Below are 19,204 nucleotides of genomic sequence, written 5' to 3'. Positions count from 1 at the left end.
ACAAATTTTGGAAAGTATTCACTATTTGTTCCGCATATGCCAGGCGATACTTCAGGCTGTACTGGATTCTGTGAGAGCGAACAACCATGGCGCGACTGGCTGCATTTGATATGGACGGCACTCTGCTGATGCCGGACCATTTGCTGGGCGAACAAACCCTGCATACCCTGAATCGCCTGCGTGAGCGCAACATTACCCTGGCTTTTGCCACCGGGCGCCATGCCCTGGAAATGCGCCACCTGCTCACCGATCTTTCCCTCGATGCGTTTTTGATCACCGGCAATGGCACCCGAATTCACACCTATGAAGGGGAGTTATTGCATCACGCCGATCTCGCACCGGAAGTGGCGGAAATCGTGATCCATAGCCACTGGGATACTGAATCCTCAATGCACGTGTTTAACGATGACGGCTGGTTTACGCAAAACGATTTACCCGAGTTACTCAATGCCCACCTGTTTACCGGTTTTCGCTATCAGGTGTGCGATGTAAAACGCATCCCGGCGCATCGGGTCACCAAGATTTGTTTTTGCGGTGAGCATGACGATTTATGCCGTCTGCGTATTCAGCTCAATGAAGCTCTGGGCGACAAGGCGCATCTCTGTTTTTCAGCACATCACTGCCTGGAAGTTCTGCCGGTGGGGTGCAACAAAGGCGCGGCGCTGGCGGTGTTAAGCCAGCACCTCGGCTACGGTTTACAGGATTGCATGGCATTTGGCGATGCCATGAACGATCGCGAAATGCTCGAAGCCGTGGGTTACGGCTTTATCATGGGTAACGCCATGGCGCAGTTAAAAGCCGCGCTGCCGCATTTGCCGGTTATCGGCCATTGCAACAGCCAGGCTGTTTCACACTATTTGACTCATTGGCTGGACTTTCCAAACCTGACTTATTCCCCCGAATGACGAAGCCTTTCCAGCAAGCCGGGTATCCCCCGGCTTTTTTTATGCCATCAGACGGTTAATCTCCGCCTGCCAGGGCGATAAATCGCCAATATTCTGCTCGACCCACTGCGGGTTATAGTAAGTCTCCAGATAGCGCTCGCCGCTGTCGCACAGCAGAGTGACAATTGACCCTTTACGCCCTTCATCACGCATTCTGGCCGCCAGCCGCAGCGCGCCCCAGACGTTAGTACCCGTGGATGCGCCGACTTTGCGGCCCAGAATGGTTTCCAGCCAGTGGATGGTCGCCACGCTTGCCGCGTCAGGAACCCGCAGCATCTCGTCAATCACCGCCGGAATAAAAGAAGGCTCGACGCGCGGGCGGCCAATCCCCTCAATTTTGCTGCCAACGTGGCTTTTCAGCGTGGCGTCGCGGCTCTGCCAGTAATCAAAAAACACCGAGTTTTGCGGATCGACCACCATCAGTTGCGTGGCATGGCCCTGATAACGCAGGTAGCGGCCAATGGTCGCGGAGGTGCCGCCGGTCCCGGCGCTCATCACAACGTAATCGGGCACTGGATAAGGCTCGCTCGCCATCTGGCGGAAAATACTGTCGGCGATGTTGTTGTTGCCGCGCCAGTCGGTGGCGCGCTCAGCATAGGTAAACTGATCCATATAATGGCCGTTTAACTCTTTTGCCAGCGTCTCCGAGACATCATAAATCTCGCAGGCGCTGTCGACAAAATGGCAGCGACCGCCGTAAAAGGCGATTTGCTCCACTTTACGCTTCGCGGTGCAGCCGGGCATGACGGCGATAAAGGGCAATCCCAGTAGCCGGGCGAAGTACGCTTCCGAAACCGCGGTTGAACCGGAGGACGCCTCGATAATCGGCGTGCCTTCTTTTATCCAGCCATTACACAATCCATACAGAAACAGCGAACGCGCCAGACGATGCTTCAGGCTGCCGGTCGGGTGGGTGCTTTCGTCTTTCAGATAGAGGTGAATGCCCGGAAACGCGGGCAGGGAAAGGCGAATTAAATGGGTATCGGCTGAACGCTGATAGTCGGCGTTAATTTCGCTGATAGCGTGGTTTACCCAGGTACTGGTCATGAGGTGTTTCCATTTAGCAATTTGTGCCTAGCGTAAAACAAAGCTCGGGAAAAAGAGTTGCTATTTTGCCCCTGGTTTGGCGCAATAGGAGAAATTCTTTCTATGTATCTCGCAAATGATAGATAAAATTGACCGCAAACTCCTTTCACTGTTGCAGAATGACTGCACACTCTCTTTGCAGGCACTGGCGGATGCCGTTAATCTGACAACCACGCCCTGTTGGAAACGCCTCAAGCGCCTGGAAGATGACGGCATCATTCAGGGACGGGTGGCGTTACTTGACCCGGAAAAGCTCAATCTGGGGCTTACCGCGTTTGTGCTGATTAAAACCCAGCACCACAGCAGCGAATGGTATAGCCAGTTTGTCGCTGTCGTTTCACAGATGCCCGAAGTGCTCGGCTTCTGGCGGATGGCGGGAGAATACGATTATTTGATGCGCGTTCAGGTCGCGGATATGAAGCGTTTCGATGATTTTTACAAACGTCTGGTGAACCGGGTTCCCGGCTTATCGGATGTCACCTCCAGTTTTGCCATGGAACAGATAAAGTATACTACTGCCTTGCCGTTAGACGGTTAACGCCACCATCACGTCAAACACCTGCAATCGACCGAACAGCAAGCCAATCAGGAAATTATTACGTGCGATTATTTGCTCAATTACGCTGGTATTTCACCCGGGAGTGGCGACGCTATCTCGGCGCGGTGTGCCTGCTGATTATCATCGCGATCCTGCAACTGATCCCGCCGCGCGTGGTGGGCATCATCGTGGATGGCGTCACCCAAAACCACTTCACCGCCGGCCAGATATTTCAGTGGCTGGGGCTGATGGTGGCCGTGGCGGTGATTGTCTATCTGCTGCGCTATGTGTGGCGCGTACTGTTGTTTGGCGCGTCCTATCAACTGGCCGTTGAGCTGCGCGAAGATTTTTATCGCCAGTTGAGCCGCCAGCATCCGGAATTCTATCTGCGCCACCGCACCGGGGACTTAATGGCGCGCGCCACTAACGACGTTGACCGGGTGGTATTCGCCGCCGGGGAAGGGGTGTTGACCCTGGTGGATTCTCTGGTAATGGGTTGCGTGGTGCTGGTCGTGATGAGTACGCAAATCAGTTGGCAACTGACGCTGATGGCGCTGTTGCCGATGCCGGTTATGGCGCTGGTGATCAAGCGTTACGGCGACCAGCTCCATAGCCGCTTTAAAGCGGCGCAGGCGGCGTTCTCTTCACTCAATGACCGCACGCAGGAAAGCTTAACCAGTATCCGAATGATCAAAGCCTTCGGGCTTGAAGATCGCCAGTCGGGGCTGTTTGCCGAAGATGCCCGCGACACCGGGCAAAAAAACTTGCGCGTCGCAAGGGTAGACGCGCGCTTCGATCCGACCATTTATATCGCGATTGGCATGGCGAACCTGCTGGCCATCGGGGGCGGCAGTTGGATGGTGATCAACGGTTCGCTGACCCTGGGGCAGCTCACCAGCTTTATGATGTATCTCGGCCTGATGATTTGGCCGATGCTGGCGCTAGCCTGGATGTTTAACATCGTCGAGCGCGGCAGCGCGGCGTACAGCCGTATTCGCGCCATGCTGTCGGAAGCGCCCGTGGTGGATGACGGTGATAGCGAAGTACCGGCAGGCCGGGGCGTGTTGAATGTGGCGATCCGCGAATTTAGTTATCCGCAGGCGTCAAAACCAACGCTTAACCATATCAACCTGACGCTCCAGCCTGGCCAGATGCTGGGGATTTGCGGCCCGACCGGCGCGGGGAAAAGCACCGTTCTGTCTCTGATCCAACGCCATTTTGATGTTAGCCAGGGCGAAATCCGCTTTCACGATCTCCCCCTGACCGCGCTGCAACTCGACTCCTGGCGCAGCCGTCTGGCGGTGGTTAATCAGACACCGTTTTTATTCTCCGACAGCGTGGCAAGCAATATCGCTCTGGGCCATCCTGGCGCGACTCAGCAGGAAATTGAGCATGTGGCGAAGCTCGCCTGCGTGCATGACGATATTCTGCGTCTACCCCAGGGCTATGACACCGAAGTAGGCGAACGGGGCGTGATGCTGTCCGGCGGGCAGAAACAGCGAATCTCTATTGCCCGGGCGCTGCTGCTGAATGCCGAAATTCTGATCCTGGATGATGCACTCTCGGCGGTCGACGGACGCACCGAGCATCAAATCCTTCATAATCTGCATCACTGGGGAGAGGGCCGAACGGTGATTATCAGCGCTCACCGCCTGTCGGCACTCACCGAGGCGGATGAAATTGTGGTGCTGCAACAGGGCCATATTGCTCAGCGCGGCGAGCACGATGCGCTGGCGGCGCAGCCTGGATGGTATCGCGATATGTATCGCTATCAGCAAATTGAAGCTGCGCTGGACGATGAGCCAGAACAAGAGGAGGCCGTGAATGGATAAGCCTGCTCAACTGTGGCCGACCTTAAAACGCCTGCTGGCCTACGGCAGCCCGTGGCGTAAACCGCTCTCTATGGCTGTGGTCATGCTGTGGATTGCCGCTGCGGCGGAAGTGAGCGGCCCGGCATTAATCAGCTATTTCATCGACAACATGGTGGCGAAAAACAGTCTGCCGCTGGGGCTGGTGGCCGGGCTTGCCGCTGCCTATATCCTGCTGCAATTGCTGGCGGCGGGGCTGCACTACTGGCAGTCGTTACTGTTTAACCAGGCCGCCGTCGGGGTGGTGCAGCAACTTCGCTCCGATGTTATGGATGCCGCGCTGCGCCAGCCGCTCAGCGAGTTTGATATTCAGCCGGTCGGTCAGCTTATTTCGCGGGTGACAAACGATACCGAAGTGATCCGCGATTTATACGTCACCGTGGTCGCGACGGTGCTGCGCAGCGCAGCGCTGATTGGCGCGATGCTGGTGGCGATGTTTAGCCTCGACTGGCGTATGGCGCTGGTCGCAATGGCGATCTTCCCGGCGGTGCTGATTGTCATGGTGATTTACCAGCGCTTCAGCACGCCGATTGTGCGCCGGGTGCGTACTTACCTGGCAGATATCAACGATGGCTTTAACGAAGTGATCATGGGCATGAGCGTGATCCAACAGTTCCGCCAGCAGGCGCGCTTCGGCGAGCGAATGGGTGAAGCCAGCCGTTCACACTATATGGCGCGTATGCAAACGCTGCGCCTTGATGGATTCCTGTTGCGCCCGCTGCTGAGTCTGTTTTCAGCGCTGGTACTGTGCGGGCTACTGATGCTGTTCGGCTTTAGTTCGGTGGGCACGATCGAGGTCGGGGTACTGTACGCGTTTATCAGCTATCTGGGCCGCTTAAATGAACCGTTGATTGAACTGACCACCCAACAATCCATGCTTCAGCAGGCCGTGGTAGCGGGAGAGCGCGTATTCGAACTGATGGACAGGCCACGTCAGACCTACGGCAGCGATGTGCGTCCGCTGCAAAGCGGGGCCATTGCCATTGATGATGTCTCGTTTGCCTATCGCGGCGACAGGCTGGTATTGCAGGACATCTTGCTGGATATCCCTCCGCGCAGTTTTGTCGCGCTGGTGGGCCATACCGGCAGCGGTAAAAGCACCCTGGCGAACCTGCTGATGGGCTATTACCCGCTGACGCGCGGCGAAATTCGCCTCGATGGCCGTCCTCTGTCTACGCTCAGCCATAGCGTATTACGCAAAGGCGTGGCGATGGTTCAGCAGGATCCGGTTGTGCTGGCCGACTCGTTTTTCGCCAACGTCACCCTGGGGCGTGATATCAGCGAAGCCCAAGTATGGCAGGCGCTGGAAACGGTACAACTGGCTGACCTGGCACGCGCTATGCCCGAGGGGATATATACCCGGCTTGGCGAACAGGGTAATAACCTGTCGGTAGGGCAAAAGCAGCTACTGGCGCTGGCGCGCGTGCTCGTCGAAACGCCACAAATCCTGATCCTTGACGAAGCGACGGCCAATATCGACTCCGGGACCGAGCAGGCTATCCAGCAGGCATTGGCGGCCATCCGCGAGCACACCACGCTGGTGGTTATCGCGCATCGCCTTTCCACCATTGTGGATGCCGATACTATTCTGGTGCTGCATCGCGGCCAGGCGGTCGAGCGCGGCACTCATCAGCAACTGCTGGCGGAACAGGGGCGTTACTGGCAAATGTATCAACTGCAACTGGCTGGTGAAGAGCTGGCCGCCGCTGAGCAGGAAGAGACGTTAAGCGCCTGACGCACCAAAATAACGCACCTGGGTTTCCGCTTACGACCCTGGTGCAAACCTGTAATGCACCGTGCACTGACATGGTGCGTTTTTTTTGATTACAGAACATTCTGAATCCCGGTCACACTTTTATTGTTGCTCATCTCCCGCTAAAACCCCCGTTATCTGTCGCTCTCCCTCGCTTGGATAAATCTGGCACGCCCCTTGCTTTAGTGGATATGTGCTCACTCAGGCTGTTACCCAATTCGACAGGAGGGGATTTATGAAACTGGTTACCGTGGTAATCAAACCATTCAAACTTGAAGACGTGCGTGAAGCGCTCTCTTCCATTGGTATTCAGGGGCTTACTGTCACTGAGGTAAAAGGCTTTGGGCGTCAGAAAGGGCATGCCGAGCTGTACCGTGGCGCGGAATACAGTGTCAATTTTCTGCCGAAAGTGAAAATTGATGTCGCCATTGCGGATGACCAGCTCGAAGAGGTGATCGAGGTGATCAGCAAGTCTGCGTGGACGGGAAAAATCGGCGACGGGAAAATCTTTGTTGCAGAACTGCAACGCGTCATTCGTATTCGTACCGGCGAAGCCGACGAAGCGGCACTGTAATCTGGCGAACCTGACAGGGTTGAAAATGATGAAAAAACTCACAATGAAATCGGCTCTTGCAGCTTTCGCGCTGTTGCCTGGCCTGGTGATGGCCGCACCGGCGGTTGCCGATAAAGCCGATAACGCCTTTATGATGATTTGCACCGCCCTGGTGCTTTTTATGACCATTCCGGGTCTGGCGCTGTTTTACGGCGGCCTGATCCGCTCTAAGAACGTATTGTCGATGCTCACACAGGTCTCGGTTTCTTTCGCGCTGGTTTGCGTCTTATGGGTGGTTTACGGCTACTCCCTGGCGTTCGGCACCGGCGGCTCTTTCTTCGGCAACTTCGACTGGATCATGCTGAAAAGCATCGCTATCACCGACGTGATGGGATCGTTTTATCAGTACATCCACGTAGCGTTCCAGGGCTCTTTCGCCTGCATCACCGTGGGGCTGATCGTCGGCGCTATCGCTGAACGTATCCGATTCTCCGCTGTGGTTATTTTCGTGGTGGTGTGGCTGACGCTCTCTTACATCCCGATTGCCCATATGGTATGGGGCGGTGGTTTACTGGGTACGCATGGCGCGCTGGACTTCGCGGGCGGTACGGTGGTGCATATCAACGCCGCAGTGGCGGGCCTGGTGGGTGCCTATCTGGTGGGTAAACGCGTTGGCTTCGGCAAAGAAGCGTTCAAACCGCATAACCTGCCGATGGTATTTACCGGTACGGCGATCCTGTACTTCGGCTGGTTCGGTTTTAACGCCGGTTCCGCCAGCGCCGCCAACGAAATCGCGGGCCTGGCGTTTGTAAACACTGTGGTGGCTACCGCTGCGGCCATTCTGGCCTGGGTGTTTGGCGAGTGGGCAGTACGCGGCAAACCTTCGCTGCTGGGCGCGTGTTCAGGGGCGATTGCCGGACTGGTCGGAGTGACGCCAGCCTGTGGTTTCATCGGCGTCGGTGGTGCGTTAATCGTCGGTATCGCGGCGGGTCTGGCAGGGTTGTGGGGCGTGACCATGCTCAAACGCTGGCTGCGTGTGGATGACCCTTGCGATGTGTTCGGCGTGCACGGCGTATGCGGCATCGTAGGTTGCATACTGACCGGTATCTTTGCCTCAACCTCTCTTGGCGGCGTGGGTTATGCAGAAGGTGTGACCATGGGCCACCAGGTGCTGGTGCAGCTCGAAAGCATCGCGGTCACGGTGGTGTGGTCCGGCGTTGTGGCCTTCGTGGCCTATAAACTGGCCGATCTGACCGTTGGCCTGCGCGTACCGGAAGATCAGGAACGCGAAGGTCTGGACGTGAACAGCCACGGCGAGAACGCCTACAACTCGTAATTTCCTGGCAAACAAAAAGGGCAGGTCTCCGTGAGGAACCTGCCCCTTTTTTTAGGCGCGATTAGCTACGCTTACGCATTACCCCTTCCTGCACCGTCGAGGCCACAAGAACGCCGTCCTGATTGTAAAACTCGCCGCGCACAAAGCCGCGCGCGCTGGACGCCGAGGTGCTCTCCACGCTGTAAAGCAACCAGTCGTTAAGATCGAACGGGCGATGGAACCACATGGAATGGTCGATGGTCGCCACCTGCATACCCGGCTCCAGGAAGCCGACCCCATGCGGCTGGAGTGCGACCGGCAGGAAATTAAAATCAGAAGCGTATCCCAGCAGATACTGATGCACACGCAAATCTGCGGGCAGGGTGCCGTTAGCCCGGAACCATACCAGACGCGACGGCTCAGCCACATGGCCTCTCAGCGGGTTATGAAACTCAACCGGTCGGATCTCCAGCGGTTTGTCGCAGAGGAATTTTTCCCGCACCTGCGGCGGCAGGAAGTTTTCAAACTCCCGGGCGATGTCGGTTTCCGATTTTAAACTCTCCGGCCCCGGTGCGGCGGGCATGGTTTTTTGATGCTCAAAGCCCGTTTCCGGTGCCTGGAACGAGGCCGTCATATAAAAAATCGGTTTGCCATTCTGAATGGCGGCAACGCGGCGGGCGCTAAAGCTGTTGCCGTCGCGCAGCACTTCGACATCGTAAATTATCGGTTTTTGGCTGTCGCCGGGGCGGAGAAAATAGCTGTGAAAAGAGTGAACCAGCCGCTCGGAAGGCACCGTTTCTTTTGCCGCATACAGAGCCTGACCGACTACCTGGCCGCCAAACACCTGGCGCAGCCCGAGATCTTCGCTCTGTCCGCGAAACAGCCCCTCTTCAATTTTTTCCAGATTCAATAGTGCCAGTAAGTTGCTAAGCGCCTGACTCATAAAGGGTCCTCAACGGGGAATAAATATTCAGTGATGCTTTATGGGTGATGTACCGTATCAGGCCTGAAACGCTGATAACACGCGGAATACGCAACCCTAAACGCTGAGTATAACGCAGTTTGGCAACTGGTCAGAGGGGTTCAATTATCTGAATACTGGCCCGTTTTCAGGCGATTCCCGGCATAGTGTGCCAGGCTTAGCACGATAGATGAGTTTTAACCACTCACTCTGGTGGAGCGTCAGGCCCGACCACCGGGTCTTTCATTTCGCTGGTGCATAGAAGATAAGGAGAACTTTAATGAAACTCGTGCACATGTTAAGTGGTTTAGCGGTTGCGGTTGCTCTTGCAGGTTGCGCACAGCAAAAGAGCGCGGATATTGCCGTCCCGGCGCCAAGCCCCAATACCTCCGCTGTTAACGCTCAACCTGTAATTCAGCAACCTAATGTTTCCGGTACGGTGTGGATCCGCCAGAAAGTGGCGTTACCGCCGCATTCGGTGCTGACCGTTACGCTGGCTGACGCCTCTGTGGCCGACTCGCCATCTAAAGTCATCGCCCAGAAAGCGGTGCGTACTGAAGGTAAACAGCCGCCGTTCAGCTTCGTGTTGCCGTTTGACCCGGCTCAAATCCAGCCAAACGCGCGTATTCTGCTGAGCGCCGCCATCACCGTGGATGATAAACTGATGTTTGTTACTGATACGGTGAAACCAGCTGTTAACCAGGGCGGGACCAAAATCGACCTGACGCTGGTACCGGTTGAAGGAACCGCGATCCCGCTGTCTGAGCATGGCGGCGCGGCGACGACAGTGCCCTCGACCTCGCCGACTCAGGTAACGCCATCGTCTGCGGTCCCCGCACCGACTACCTACTAAGCCTGCGATAACGCCTCTTCGGAGGCGTTTTTTATGGCCTGTCGTAATTCCAGCGGTAGCGCGCCATATCAATATGCCCATCCCCCGAAACCATAATACCTTCGCTGAGCAAAGCCTGCCGTTGACGCTGTAAGTCTGGTCCGGTCAGTGAAATCGCGCCGTGGCGGTTTACCACCCGATGCCAGGGAATGCGGCTGCCTTCCGGTAAGCGTTTTAAAACGCCGCCCACCTGACGGGCCGCACGCGGCGAGCCCGCCAGCATCGCCACATCGCCATAAGTCGTGACGTGCCCCTCGGGAATTGAAGCGACGATAAGATAAACGCGTTGGGGGAAACTGTCGTGGTTGTCCATGTTGGCTCCGCAGGTCTTTGCCCTAAGCATAATCAACCCTCGGCCCCTGGAAAAGGCGTGATTGCGCAAGAAACCGGCATCCGGTCGCGGCTTGCTTGCATTTAACCAGGACAACAATGATAATGCCCTGCGCGTTGAAAAACGCTCTCAATGGGGGCTCTGTTGGTTCTCCCGCAACACTACTTTGTTTACCTGGTCAGATCCGGAAGGAAGCAGCCAAAGCAGATGACGTGTGTGCCGGGATGTAGCTGGCAGGGCCCCCACCCATTTGTGCTACCGAACTTTTTCTCCGCAACTCCCCGGTCCCTTTGTTCCTCATTACGGCCCTATCCGTTTCGCTTCACGTTTTTTAAGTTCGTGATTCAAATGTCACAAATATGTCATTTTTTTGTCACATTAATTCTGCATTATTCTGCTACCTAATAAGAAGAATGCTTCCCCCTGCCGCTTTATCATTAAACGACGTCACTCAGTTTCGAGTAAGGGATTTCCTATGAGCACCGCAGTTCTTAATGTCAAAATTAATAGCGAATTAAAAGAACGTATTCGTCACTATGCCGAAGATAATAGCGAGACCTTATCTTCCGTCACCGAAAAACTGCTGCTTAACGCGCTGGATGCACAAGATAATCTTGACGTTGATGAGCAGGATATCGACAGTCAGCATACCCAGGAAGACGTTACGCCTGCGCTGACAGACAAAGAAATCAAAGCGTTACGCAAACTGCTGAAGAAAAGAAAATGATCAAAGAACCTATCTGTAATGCAGAAAATTATTCTCAGGCCTGCGAACTCTTACGCTCGGGATTAGTTAAACATGTGCGTTTAGGTTGGCAAATCGGGGGTGATGAATTCTTTAAAATCGCCTCAGACTGGTGCGATGCAGGTGCAAAAATAAAAAAACACGATGATTGTTTTGTTATTTCCGTTAAGGGTTTTCCAATCCCGCGCCAGGCTTAATGATTAACGAATACCCATAATAATAACCCCGCAAGCGAACATCGGTTTGCCGTGTGGGTGCGTCTCTCCACCTCCCGTATCATGGACGGTACGTTACGACGAGCTGCCTGCTCGTCTTTTTGTTTTTCTCCCTGATAAGCGGCCAACCGCTACACTTATCTACGCACTCTCAGCGCAGGCAATGTGTCTGGTCACGTGGAGGTAGGCGTTATGAACTATGTTGATGGTTTTGTGGTGGCAGTCCCTCGCGATAAAAAAGCGGCTTATCAGGCGTTGGCTGCAAAAGCGGCACCGCTGTTTAAGGAATTTGGCGCGTTACGCATCGTTGAATGCTGGGCGGATGACGTCCCGGACGGACAGCTCACCGATTTTCGGATGGCGGTAAAAGCCACGGATGACGAAGAGGTGGTTTTTAGCTGGATTGAATACCCGTCAAAAGACGCTCGCGATGCCGCTAATAAAAAAATGATGGAAGATCCACGAATGAAGGAATTTGGCAATGAAATGCCTTTTGACGGTAAGCGGATGATTTACGGCGGCTTCTCGCCGATTCTGGATCAATAATCGTCCGCAGTCAGGCAGCGCGGACTGCCGTGCTGCCTTCGTTACCCTGCGTTCAGCCGTTTTTATGGCACCACGCCCACAACTCTTTCACGCTAAGCGCTTTACTGAATAACCATCCCTGACCGTACTGTACGCCGTGCGCGTTCAGCCACTCGGCCTGTTTTTCAGTTTCAATCCCTTCAGCGACCAGTTCAAGGTACAGATGCTTCGCCATATCGATGATATGCGGCGCAACGGTGTTGTACTCCAGCGAATCCACGAACGCTTTGTCGATTTTCAGCACATCAATGTCCAGATTTTGTAAATAGCTCAGGCTGGAGTAGCCGGTGCCAAAATCGTCGATATAAACCTGATGCCCGGCGGCGCGGAACTGTTTCACAACTGGCGCAGTGATTTTCGGGTCGGCGAAACCGCGTTCGGTGATTTCTATGGCGATCTGTTGCGGGCGAACCTGCTCGCGTTGGCAGTAGTCAGCCAGCAGCAACAGGATCCGGTCATTGGTGAGATCGGCGGGGGCCAGGTTGATCGAAACATGAAAGTCAGGCCGTTGACGCAACCCGTCGCTCAGTTCGCTAAAGACTTTTTCGATAACCAACTGAGTGATATCGCTTATGAGACCATTTTGTTCAGCCAGCGGGATGAAAATATCGGGCGTGAGGGCACTGCCATCCGCCTGCGGCCAGCGAACCAGCGCTTCCACGCCAACCAGCTTCCTGTTGTCCAGCCGCACGATGGGCTGATAACACACCGTTAATTGCCGTGAATGGATTGCCTCATGCAACCGGTAGCGGGGAGATTGCAGATTTTTCATGATGCGCAACATCAGCACGGCCAAAAAAAGACTAACCAGAATACCGACGGGCAACCACAGCATTAATAACTGACGGCTCGCCGCCTGCACGGGATGGCTTGAAGCCCAAACCACTACGGCGAAGTTAGCCTGGGTGTTGCGATAAATGGAATAGACGTTACTGGCATCTTCATACTGGGTTAATCCCTGCGCGTGGATGGTTTGCCAAACGGCTGAAGGGAAGGGGGCGCTGGAGACGATCACGCGATTGCGTGTTAAACCGATGACTGCTGCTTCAATAGGCCACGGGCCGAAAGGGATAACATCGATAAACGATCGCGGGTCGATAACCACCATATGATCCCCATAGCGCATGGCGATGGTGTAATGATTGATGCCCAGATCGTTACTGGGCGTAAACCAGGCGCTATATCCTTCTGCATTGGTTTTTTCAGGGGCCGGAAAAGGCGAGGTGCGGCTCTGTTGTTCCAGAGAGGAGCAGAGCGGCTGAAAACCTTTCAGAAATACCACTTCCTGAATATAGCGGTACGTAAACGCCACGCGGCGCATCGCCTGCAAATGGGGCAGGTCGCAGCGCTGGCTTTCAACGCGGTTAATCTCCTGGAGCGCCGTTTTCGCTTCATCAACCACGACGGTCGCCAGCTTATTGATACGTTGCGTATAGGAAGAGAGCTCCTGGTGGAAGCGTTGTTCAGCCTGATGGCGGGCAATCCAGATGCTCATCAGGATCGGTAACAAGACCGCCACAACCAGAATGCCCATCACCAGGCTGACCATGTGCTTTGTTGCCACCGTGGATTCCTTCATGTTGCTGCGAAAGATGCTGATTTCATGTGCCTGGCGAGCTTAACCGGAGGCAGGCATTTTTGCGAGAGTGCCTTCTCAGATATTCCTGACGCTGCCGGAAATTCAGAAACCGGCTCGTTAAATCATAATCTCCTGCTGGCCCGCTTTATTGTGAGGCAAATCGTGATGATGAGAATTGCTTGCAACCACAAGGATAACGCCGTAGGATTAAATTATGTTATAACATAACAATTGAGGTGGTTATGAAAGCGAATATTCATCCTCACTACCGCCCGGTAGTGTTCCACGATACCAGCGCCAACGAATACTTTATGGTGGGGTCGACCATTAAAACCGATCGCGAAATTGAGCGCGATGGCGTGGTTTACCCGTATGTCACCATTGATGTCTCCTCGGCCTCCCACGCGTTTTATACCGGCAAACAAAAAACCTTTACCAGTGAAGGAAGCGCAGCCCGCTTTCAGCAACGCTTTGGCCGGTTTTTTAAAGATAAAAAGGAGTGATCATGCAGGTAGTAAATTCGCTGAGAAGCGCGAAACAACGGCATCCCGATTGCCAGATCGTGAAGCGCAAAGGCCGGTTATATGTGATTTGTAAATCGAATCCGCGTTTCAAAGCCGTTCAGGGCCGAAAAAAGAAACGTTAACTCAGGAGCCTGCATTGCAGGCTCTTTTTTATCGCGCCGTGTTTGCGCCTTTATCGAGTGAGAAAATATCGTAAAAGGAGAGGTCACCTTTGCGGTTGACCATAGCGTTAAGCAGCGTTTTTTTCTCAGGCTCGACGCGCGGAGAATGCAGGATGTCGTTAATCAACGAATCCGGGACGTGGCGGGTATTATACCATTCGCCGTTATAGCAAACGCGTAAATCCAGCACATCGATATCTTCGTATTTATAGCGCGGATTAACATCAAAGAAGAAAAAGCCGTTCATTAAAACAAACAGGACGACCAGCAACCACACTGAATCCACTAAGGTTTCCGATTGCAGCATCACGATAAGCGTAGCGAACCAGCCCACGTACATGGCGATAAACAGGCCGGGATAGTTGCGGATAAAACTGATGCTGAAGCGTGGGCGGTTATCACGCTTTTCTTCGCGGTTTAATCGGTCAATAGTTTCATGAAGCAGATGCTGTATTTCCGTCATTCTGGGCCTACAAAAAAAGTAACGGGAAGGAAGACGAATGTATTGTAATCAGCTGTAATAACCATAAACAGTAACAGAAACCCTTAAAAAAGGTATAACAGTTTACCTTTTATTCACATTATTAGGGAGTTGATGTGGTTCACTGGCCCCGAACGCCGTATGGCTTCTGTCAGCCAGGTAAGCAGTTTACGAGGGCGCAAGACAATAGCCAGCGTGACAAGTTACATTAAGGCGGATAACGATCTTGTGCGATCCCGGCGCGATTTTGTTCACTCATGACGCGTTCCCTTCGAGGCCAGGAGTGAACACAACGCATTGTAGTAGCATCTCGGGATTCATTCCCTTATGTCTTGCAGGTGTACTGTAGAAGTGGGGCTTTAATCGCCCCTGGTAATACAGGGTTTAGGTCAGCACGACTATAATTGCCAGGAAATATCCGGGTAATTAACGGATAAATTTCCACACAGAAGACGGTATTTTATCGTATAGCTTATTCATCGTCAGTTCGGCAAGACGGTGGTCGGCTGCTGAATAAAATACCGCCAGTTCGTTATCCGATAATTCGTATTTATTCTTTTCAATAACTCTTTCAAGTGTATCAATAGTCTGGCAGCGTCGTAGACGCATTAAATAATCAATTTTTGTTAAGGGCTTTTCTGACATAATTTCACCGTAAGTGATTGTAATAATTTTAAAAAGAAAGGCTCACTGGGTTGGCCTTACTGACGTTAACAAAGCACCTGAACAGGCGATTACCTGATTTGCGCCACTTTTGTAAATCCTGGGCGCTTATGCCGTAGTTGCTGAACAACATGAAGGTATCATCAAGGTATTCATCTATCTGTTCAATCAACGCATTGTCTTCGTCATACTTAATTTTGTAATTAAGCGCAAAACTCGCAATATGCTCAATCAATTCATTTAACTGTAGGTTGATGGCCGAGGTTGGATCGTTGACCCAGCCGTGATTGCTATCACCCAGCGTAGTCAGGCAGTCATGATACAGATTTTCGCAAAGGAATTTTAGCTGCGCTATATCATGCCGTTTTGGTGAGTATTCGTCCATAACGCATCCCCCATTTTAACGAAAAAATTTTATGAACTTAACATCACAGGGGTAACTCTCTGAGATAAATGGGGGTTCGACATACGGGTTTCAAACTAATTTAACTATAAATCACCCCCACGCCTTTTACCTTCTTCTATTACGAAAAATTACAATTAATGCAGTTTGTTACAGGCAGAGCAAAAAGGTAATACTTTCAGGTGAGATTAAAAGCAGCTTTTTTGATTATAGCGCATAAAAAGAGACATCATTATACCTGCCTTGCGTTTTCAAAATTTACGTTAATTCCAGGAATATTCCTTAGTAAATGGCTAATGCCAGGACTTATCTTAATAAAAGCCGCCAATAAGCACCTTTGTTTACTATTGCTGTTTGTTCTCGATAGTGATAGCGCAATCTTAATACCTGTTTTATCCCTGCTTTTAAGCGTAGATAAGATATATAAAAAAGGCCGCTTGCGCGGCCTTTTTATCAGGAGTGTTTCATGGTGTGGGTATGTTCAATATCTTCGTTTTTACGATTAAAACGACGACGAACCACCACAAAGAATACTGGTACGAAGAAGATTGCCAGTACTGTCGCGGTAATCATCCCGCCCATTACGCCGGTACCCACCGCGTTCTGTGCGCCGGAGCCCGCGCCGGAACTGATAACCAGTGGCATTACCCCGAGGATAAACGCCAGCGAGGTCATCAGAATTGGGCGCAGACGCATACGAACCGCTTCCAGCGTCGCTTCGATCAGCCCTTTGCCTTCTTTGTCCATCAGATCTTTGGCGAATTCCACAATCAATATTGCGTTCTTCGCCGACAAGCCAATGGTTGTCAGCAGGCCCACCTGGAAGTACACGTCGTTATTCAGGCCGCGGAACGTGGCCGCCAACAGTGCGCCGATAACCCCCAGCGGTACTACCAGCATAACCGAGAACGGGATTGACCAGCTTTCATACAGCGCCGCCAGACACAGGAATACTACGATTAACGAAATGGCATATAGCGCAGGTGCCTGGTTGCCCGACAACCGTTCCTGATAGGACATCCCCGTCCAGTCATAACCGATACCGGTCGGCAACTTGCTGGCCAGCTCTTCCATCATGTTCATCGCTTCACCGGTACTCTTGCCCGGAACCGCCTGACCGAGAATCTCCATGGAAGGAAGGCCGTTATAGCGCTCCAGCCGCGGCGAACCGTATTCCCAGTGGGCGGTAGAGAACGCCGAGAACGGCACCATCTGCCCATCGGTATTACGCACGTACCAGTTATTGATATCTTCCGGCAGCATGCGGTATTCCGCCTCCGACATCACGTACACTTTCTTGACGCGCCCACGGTCGATAAAGTCGTTCACATAGCTACCGCCCCAGGCCGAGCCCAGCGTGGTATTGATGTCGGAGATAGAGACGCCCAGCGCCTGCGCTTTCTCCTGATCGATATCGATTTTGTACTGCGGCGTATCTTCGAGTCCGTTAGGACGCACGCCCGCCAGCAGATCCGGATGCTTCGCCACTTCACCCAGCAGCTGGTTACGCGCCTGGGTGAGTTTTTCGTGGCCCAGGTTAGCCTGGTCGATCAGCTGGAAGTCAAAGCCGGTCGCTGTACCCAGTTCAACAATCGCCGGGAGGTTAAATGCGAACACCATCGCATCTTTAATCTGCGCGAAACGGCCCATGGCGCGACCGGTAATCGCCTCCACTTTGTTCTCATCGCCCGGACGCTCATCCCAGTTTTTCAGGGAGACGAACGCCAGACCGGTGTTCTGGCCGCGACCGGAGAAGCCGAAGCCGTTTACGGTAAACACCGAGTTAACGTTGGCTTTTTCTTTGGTCAGGTAGTAATCGGTCACCTCATCCAGCACTTTCTGGGTACGTTCCTGGGTGGCACCCGCCGGCAGCTGGGCCATAGTCAGGAACACGCCCTGGTCTTCGTCCGGCAGGAACGAGCTGGGTAGCTTGATGAACAGGAACGCCATGCCGCCAACAATCAGCAGATACAGCAGCAGATAGCGGCCAGTGCTGCGCAGGATGTTGCCTACGCTGTCGGTGTAGTGGTGGGTGCTCTTATCGAACATCCGGTTAAACCAACCGAAGAAGCCTTTTTTCCCTTCGCCGTGATCGCCTTTGGCGATTGGTTTCAGCATGGTGGCGCACAGGGCAGGGGTCAGGATCAGCGCGACTAACACTGACAGCACCATTGCGGAAACGATCGTGATCGAGAACTGACGATAAATCGCACCGGTTGAACCACCGAAGAACGCCATCGGAATAAATACCGCCGACAGCACCATAGCGATGCCCACCAGCGCGCCCTGGATCTGGCCCATGGATTTACGCGTCGCTTCTTTCGGCGGCAATCCTTCTTCCGCCATCACACGCTCAACGTTTTCCACCACCACGATGGCGTCATCCACCAGCAGGCCTATCGCCAGTACCATACCGAACATTGTCAGGGTGTTTATCGAGTACCCAAACACGGCGAGGATGGCGAAAGTCCCCAGCAATACCACCGGTACCGCAATGGTCGGGATCAGCGTGGCCCGGAAGTTCTGCAGGAACAGGTACATGACCAGGAATACCAGCACGATCGCCTCAATCAGCGTTTTTACCACTTCGTTAATGGAGATTTTAACGAACGGAGTGGTGTCGTACGGGTAAACCACTTCAAGACCGTGCGGGAAGAACGGCTTCATCTTCTCGATGGATTCACGCACCGCCGCAGCGGTATCCAGGGCGTTAGCGCCAGTTGCCAGTTTAATACCCAGACCGGATGCAGGCTGGCCGTTATAACGGGCAATAACGTCGTAGCTTTCGCCGCCCAGCTCTACTTTCGCCACATCACTCAGGCGAACCTGGGAACCATCCTGATTCACTTTCAACAGGATTTTGCTGAACTCTTCCGCAGAAGTCAGACGGGTCTGGGCGATGATAGAGGCGTTCAACTGTTGGCCTTTCACCGGCGGTGTACCGCCGAGCTGGCCTGCTGCAACCTGGGCGTTCTGCGCTTTGATTGCGTTGATCACATCAACCGGGGTCAACTGGAAGTTATTGAGTTTGTTCGGGTCCATCCAGATACGCATCGCATACTGCGCACCGAACAGCTGCACGTCGCCAACACCCGTGGTACGGCTGATCGGATCTTTCACCGTTGCGCCCACGTAGTCAGCAATATCTTCCTGGGTCATTGAGCCATCGGTAGAGATCATCCCGACAACCATCAGGAAGCTGCTCGACGATTTCTCAACGCTCACGCCTTGCTGTTGCACTTCCTGCGGCAGCAAAGGCATCGCCAGTTGCAGTTTGTTCTGCACCTGTACCTGGGCGATATCGGCGTCTGTACCGGAATCGAAGGTAATGGTGATTTGCACCGAACCCGACGAGTCACTGGTTGAGGACATATAAAGCAGGTTATCGATACCGTTCATGTTCTGTTCGATAACCTGCGTCACCGTATCCTGTACGGTTTTCGCATCGGCGCCCGGGTACATGGCGGAGATCTGAATAGCTGGCGGCGCGATCGTCGGATATTGCGCCACCGGCAGTTTCATGATCGCAAGACCCCCCGCCAGCATGATAATGATGGCGATTACCCACGCGAAGATTGGGCGATCGATAAAAAACTTAGCCATGTCT

General features: G+C 53.5%; 20 protein-coding genes and 1 other RNA gene. 13 read left to right on the top strand and 8 right to left on the bottom strand.

Going from position 1 to position 19,204, the window contains the following annotated elements:
* Positions 1-86 precede the first annotated feature (86 nt).
* Positions 87-905 (top strand): HMP-PP phosphatase, encoded by an 819-nt coding sequence (cof, locus tag ACVV26_RS16335; RefSeq protein WP_474798263.1) that lies wholly within the window; start codon positions 87-89, stop codon positions 903-905.
* A 39-nt stretch (positions 906-944) separates the two neighbouring features.
* Here cof and ACVV26_RS16330 read toward each other — a convergent pair whose 3' ends face one another.
* Positions 945-1,991, bottom strand: a complete 1,047-nt coding sequence (locus tag ACVV26_RS16330; protein WP_474798261.1) for a PLP-dependent cysteine synthase family protein — start codon at positions 1,989-1,991, stop codon at positions 945-947.
* Positions 1,992-2,106: 115 nt separating this feature from the next.
* Between ACVV26_RS16330 and ACVV26_RS16325 the strand changes: the two genes are divergently transcribed.
* The 5 genes from ACVV26_RS16325 (at position 2,107) to amtB (ending at position 8,078) form a co-directional block, all read left to right on the top strand.
* Entirely contained in the window at positions 2,107-2,568 is a 462-nt protein-coding gene (locus ACVV26_RS16325) for an Lrp/AsnC family transcriptional regulator (protein ID WP_312985395.1), read from the top strand.
* Between the two features lie 62 nt (positions 2,569-2,630).
* Positions 2,631-4,400, top strand: a complete 1,770-nt coding sequence (locus tag ACVV26_RS16320; protein ID WP_474798260.1) for a SmdA family multidrug ABC transporter permease/ATP-binding protein — start codon at positions 2,631-2,633, stop codon at positions 4,398-4,400.
* On the top strand, positions 4,393-6,171 hold the full coding sequence (locus tag ACVV26_RS16315; RefSeq protein ID WP_474798258.1) for a SmdB family multidrug efflux ABC transporter permease/ATP-binding protein: 1,779 nt from the start codon (positions 4,393-4,395) through the stop codon (positions 6,169-6,171). Before ACVV26_RS16320 ends, ACVV26_RS16315 begins: the two co-directional genes overlap by 8 nt.
* Positions 6,172-6,424: 253 nt before the next feature.
* Positions 6,425-6,763, top strand: coding sequence for a P-II family nitrogen regulator (glnK, locus tag ACVV26_RS16310; protein ID WP_312985389.1), 339 nt, complete (start codon positions 6,425-6,427; stop codon positions 6,761-6,763).
* Between the two features lie 28 nt (positions 6,764-6,791).
* A complete protein-coding gene (gene amtB, locus ACVV26_RS16305; RefSeq protein ID WP_474801887.1) occupies positions 6,792-8,078 on the top strand; it encodes an ammonium transporter AmtB in 1,287 nt (428 codons plus the stop codon).
* Positions 8,079-8,139: 61 nt separating this feature from the next.
* On the opposite strand, the gene tesB is transcribed toward amtB, so the two are convergent.
* Positions 8,140-9,000, bottom strand: coding sequence for an acyl-CoA thioesterase II (gene tesB, locus ACVV26_RS16300; protein ID WP_474798257.1), 861 nt, complete (start codon positions 8,998-9,000; stop codon positions 8,140-8,142).
* Positions 9,001-9,298: 298 nt separating this feature from the next.
* Between tesB and ACVV26_RS16295 the strand changes: the two genes are divergently transcribed.
* Positions 9,299-9,871 carry a YbaY family lipoprotein gene (locus ACVV26_RS16295; protein WP_474798255.1) on the top strand — a complete coding sequence of 191 codons (573 nt, stop codon included), beginning with the start codon at positions 9,299-9,301 and terminating at the stop codon, positions 9,869-9,871.
* Positions 9,872-9,902: 31 nt separating this feature from the next.
* Here ACVV26_RS16295 and ACVV26_RS16290 read toward each other — a convergent pair whose 3' ends face one another.
* A complete protein-coding gene (locus ACVV26_RS16290) occupies positions 9,903-10,223 on the bottom strand; it encodes an MGMT family protein (RefSeq protein WP_474798253.1) in 321 nt (106 codons plus the stop codon).
* 160 nt (positions 10,224-10,383) lie between these two features.
* Here ACVV26_RS16290 and ffs point away from each other — a divergent pair.
* The 4 genes from ffs (at position 10,384) to ACVV26_RS16270 (ending at position 11,747) form a co-directional block, all read left to right on the top strand.
* Positions 10,384-10,480, top strand: an RNA gene (gene ffs / locus ACVV26_RS16285) — signal recognition particle sRNA small type.
* Positions 10,481-10,716: 236 nt separating this feature from the next.
* Positions 10,717-10,968 (top strand): hypothetical protein, encoded by a 252-nt coding sequence (locus tag ACVV26_RS16280; RefSeq protein WP_312985381.1) that lies wholly within the window; start codon positions 10,717-10,719, stop codon positions 10,966-10,968.
* A complete protein-coding gene (locus ACVV26_RS16275) occupies positions 10,965-11,183 on the top strand; it encodes a hypothetical protein (protein WP_312985379.1) in 219 nt (72 codons plus the stop codon). Before ACVV26_RS16280 ends, ACVV26_RS16275 begins: the two co-directional genes overlap by 4 nt.
* 210 nt (positions 11,184-11,393) lie before the next feature.
* Positions 11,394-11,747 carry a DUF1428 domain-containing protein gene (locus ACVV26_RS16270; protein ID WP_474798252.1) on the top strand — a complete coding sequence of 118 codons (354 nt, stop codon included), beginning with the start codon at positions 11,394-11,396 and terminating at the stop codon, positions 11,745-11,747.
* Positions 11,748-11,799: 52 nt separating this feature from the next.
* Here ACVV26_RS16270 and ACVV26_RS16265 read toward each other — a convergent pair whose 3' ends face one another.
* Positions 11,800-13,350: an EAL domain-containing protein gene (locus ACVV26_RS16265; protein WP_474798251.1), complete on the bottom strand. Its 1,551-nt coding sequence runs from the start codon at positions 13,348-13,350 to the stop codon at positions 11,800-11,802.
* 257 nt (positions 13,351-13,607) lie between these two features.
* Here ACVV26_RS16265 and ACVV26_RS16260 point away from each other — a divergent pair, with 257 nt between their 5' ends.
* Both ACVV26_RS16260 and ykgO read left to right on the top strand, forming a co-directional pair.
* Positions 13,608-13,868 (top strand): type B 50S ribosomal protein L31, encoded by a 261-nt coding sequence (locus ACVV26_RS16260; RefSeq protein ID WP_474798250.1) that lies wholly within the window; start codon positions 13,608-13,610, stop codon positions 13,866-13,868.
* Positions 13,869-13,870: 2 nt separating this feature from the next.
* Complete coding sequence (ykgO, locus tag ACVV26_RS16255) at positions 13,871-14,011, top strand: type B 50S ribosomal protein L36 (protein WP_312985371.1); 141 nt, start codon at positions 13,871-13,873, stop codon at positions 14,009-14,011.
* A 28-nt stretch (positions 14,012-14,039) separates the two neighbouring features.
* Here ykgO and ACVV26_RS16250 read toward each other — a convergent pair whose 3' ends face one another.
* The 4 genes from ACVV26_RS16250 to acrB all read right to left on the bottom strand — a co-directional run bounded on the left by ACVV26_RS16250 (position 14,040) and on the right by acrB (position 19,200).
* On the bottom strand, positions 14,040-14,513 hold the full coding sequence (locus ACVV26_RS16250; protein ID WP_474798248.1) for a YlaC family protein: 474 nt from the start codon (positions 14,511-14,513) through the stop codon (positions 14,040-14,042).
* A 444-nt stretch (positions 14,514-14,957) separates the two neighbouring features.
* Complete coding sequence (hha, locus tag ACVV26_RS16245; protein ID WP_059040068.1) at positions 14,958-15,176, bottom strand: hemolysin expression-modulating protein Hha; 219 nt, start codon at positions 15,174-15,176, stop codon at positions 14,958-14,960.
* Between the two features lie 28 nt (positions 15,177-15,204).
* Positions 15,205-15,579 (bottom strand): Hha toxicity modulator TomB, encoded by a 375-nt coding sequence (tomB, locus tag ACVV26_RS16240; protein WP_312982908.1) that lies wholly within the window; start codon positions 15,577-15,579, stop codon positions 15,205-15,207.
* A gap of 471 nt (positions 15,580-16,050) precedes the next feature.
* Positions 16,051-19,200 (bottom strand): multidrug efflux RND transporter permease subunit AcrB, encoded by a 3,150-nt coding sequence (acrB, locus tag ACVV26_RS16235; RefSeq protein WP_474798246.1) that lies wholly within the window; start codon positions 19,198-19,200, stop codon positions 16,051-16,053.
* Between the last annotated feature and the right edge of the window lie 4 nt (positions 19,201-19,204).

The organism is Atlantibacter sp. MEI4A-1023 (assembly GCF_056155425.1).
The sequence above is the reverse complement of the archived record's forward strand: the minus strand, read 5'-3'. Positions and strand labels throughout refer to the sequence as shown.

Coding starts and splice junctions, on each gene's coding strand:
- cof (WP_474798263.1), top strand. CDS start 87: ATGGCGCGACTGGCTGCATTTGATATGGACGGCACTCTGCTGATGCCG.
- ACVV26_RS16330 (WP_474798261.1), bottom strand. CDS start 1,991: ATGACCAGTACCTGGGTAAACCACGCTATCAGCGAAATTAACGCCGAC.
- ACVV26_RS16325 (WP_312985395.1), top strand. CDS start 2,107: ATGATAGATAAAATTGACCGCAAACTCCTTTCACTGTTGCAGAATGAC.
- ACVV26_RS16315 (WP_474798258.1), top strand. CDS start 4,393: ATGGATAAGCCTGCTCAACTGTGGCCGACCTTAAAACGCCTGCTGGCC.
- glnK (WP_312985389.1), top strand. CDS start 6,425: ATGAAACTGGTTACCGTGGTAATCAAACCATTCAAACTTGAAGACGTG.
- amtB (WP_474801887.1), top strand. CDS start 6,792: ATGAAAAAACTCACAATGAAATCGGCTCTTGCAGCTTTCGCGCTGTTG.
- tesB (WP_474798257.1), bottom strand. CDS start 9,000: ATGAGTCAGGCGCTTAGCAACTTACTGGCACTATTGAATCTGGAAAAA.
- ACVV26_RS16295 (WP_474798255.1), top strand. CDS start 9,299: ATGAAACTCGTGCACATGTTAAGTGGTTTAGCGGTTGCGGTTGCTCTT.
- ACVV26_RS16290 (WP_474798253.1), bottom strand. CDS start 10,223: ATGGACAACCACGACAGTTTCCCCCAACGCGTTTATCTTATCGTCGCT.
- ACVV26_RS16280 (WP_312985381.1), top strand. CDS start 10,717: ATGAGCACCGCAGTTCTTAATGTCAAAATTAATAGCGAATTAAAAGAA.
- ACVV26_RS16275 (WP_312985379.1), top strand. CDS start 10,965: ATGATCAAAGAACCTATCTGTAATGCAGAAAATTATTCTCAGGCCTGC.
- ACVV26_RS16270 (WP_474798252.1), top strand. CDS start 11,394: ATGAACTATGTTGATGGTTTTGTGGTGGCAGTCCCTCGCGATAAAAAA.
- ACVV26_RS16260 (WP_474798250.1), top strand. CDS start 13,608: ATGAAAGCGAATATTCATCCTCACTACCGCCCGGTAGTGTTCCACGAT.
- ykgO (WP_312985371.1), top strand. CDS start 13,871: ATGCAGGTAGTAAATTCGCTGAGAAGCGCGAAACAACGGCATCCCGAT.
- ACVV26_RS16250 (WP_474798248.1), bottom strand. CDS start 14,513: ATGACGGAAATACAGCATCTGCTTCATGAAACTATTGACCGATTAAAC.
- hha (WP_059040068.1), bottom strand. CDS start 15,176: ATGTCAGAAAAGCCCTTAACAAAAATTGATTATTTAATGCGTCTACGA.
- tomB (WP_312982908.1), bottom strand. CDS start 15,579: ATGGACGAATACTCACCAAAACGGCATGATATAGCGCAGCTAAAATTC.
- acrB (WP_474798246.1), bottom strand. CDS start 19,200: ATGGCTAAGTTTTTTATCGATCGCCCAATCTTCGCGTGGGTAATCGCC.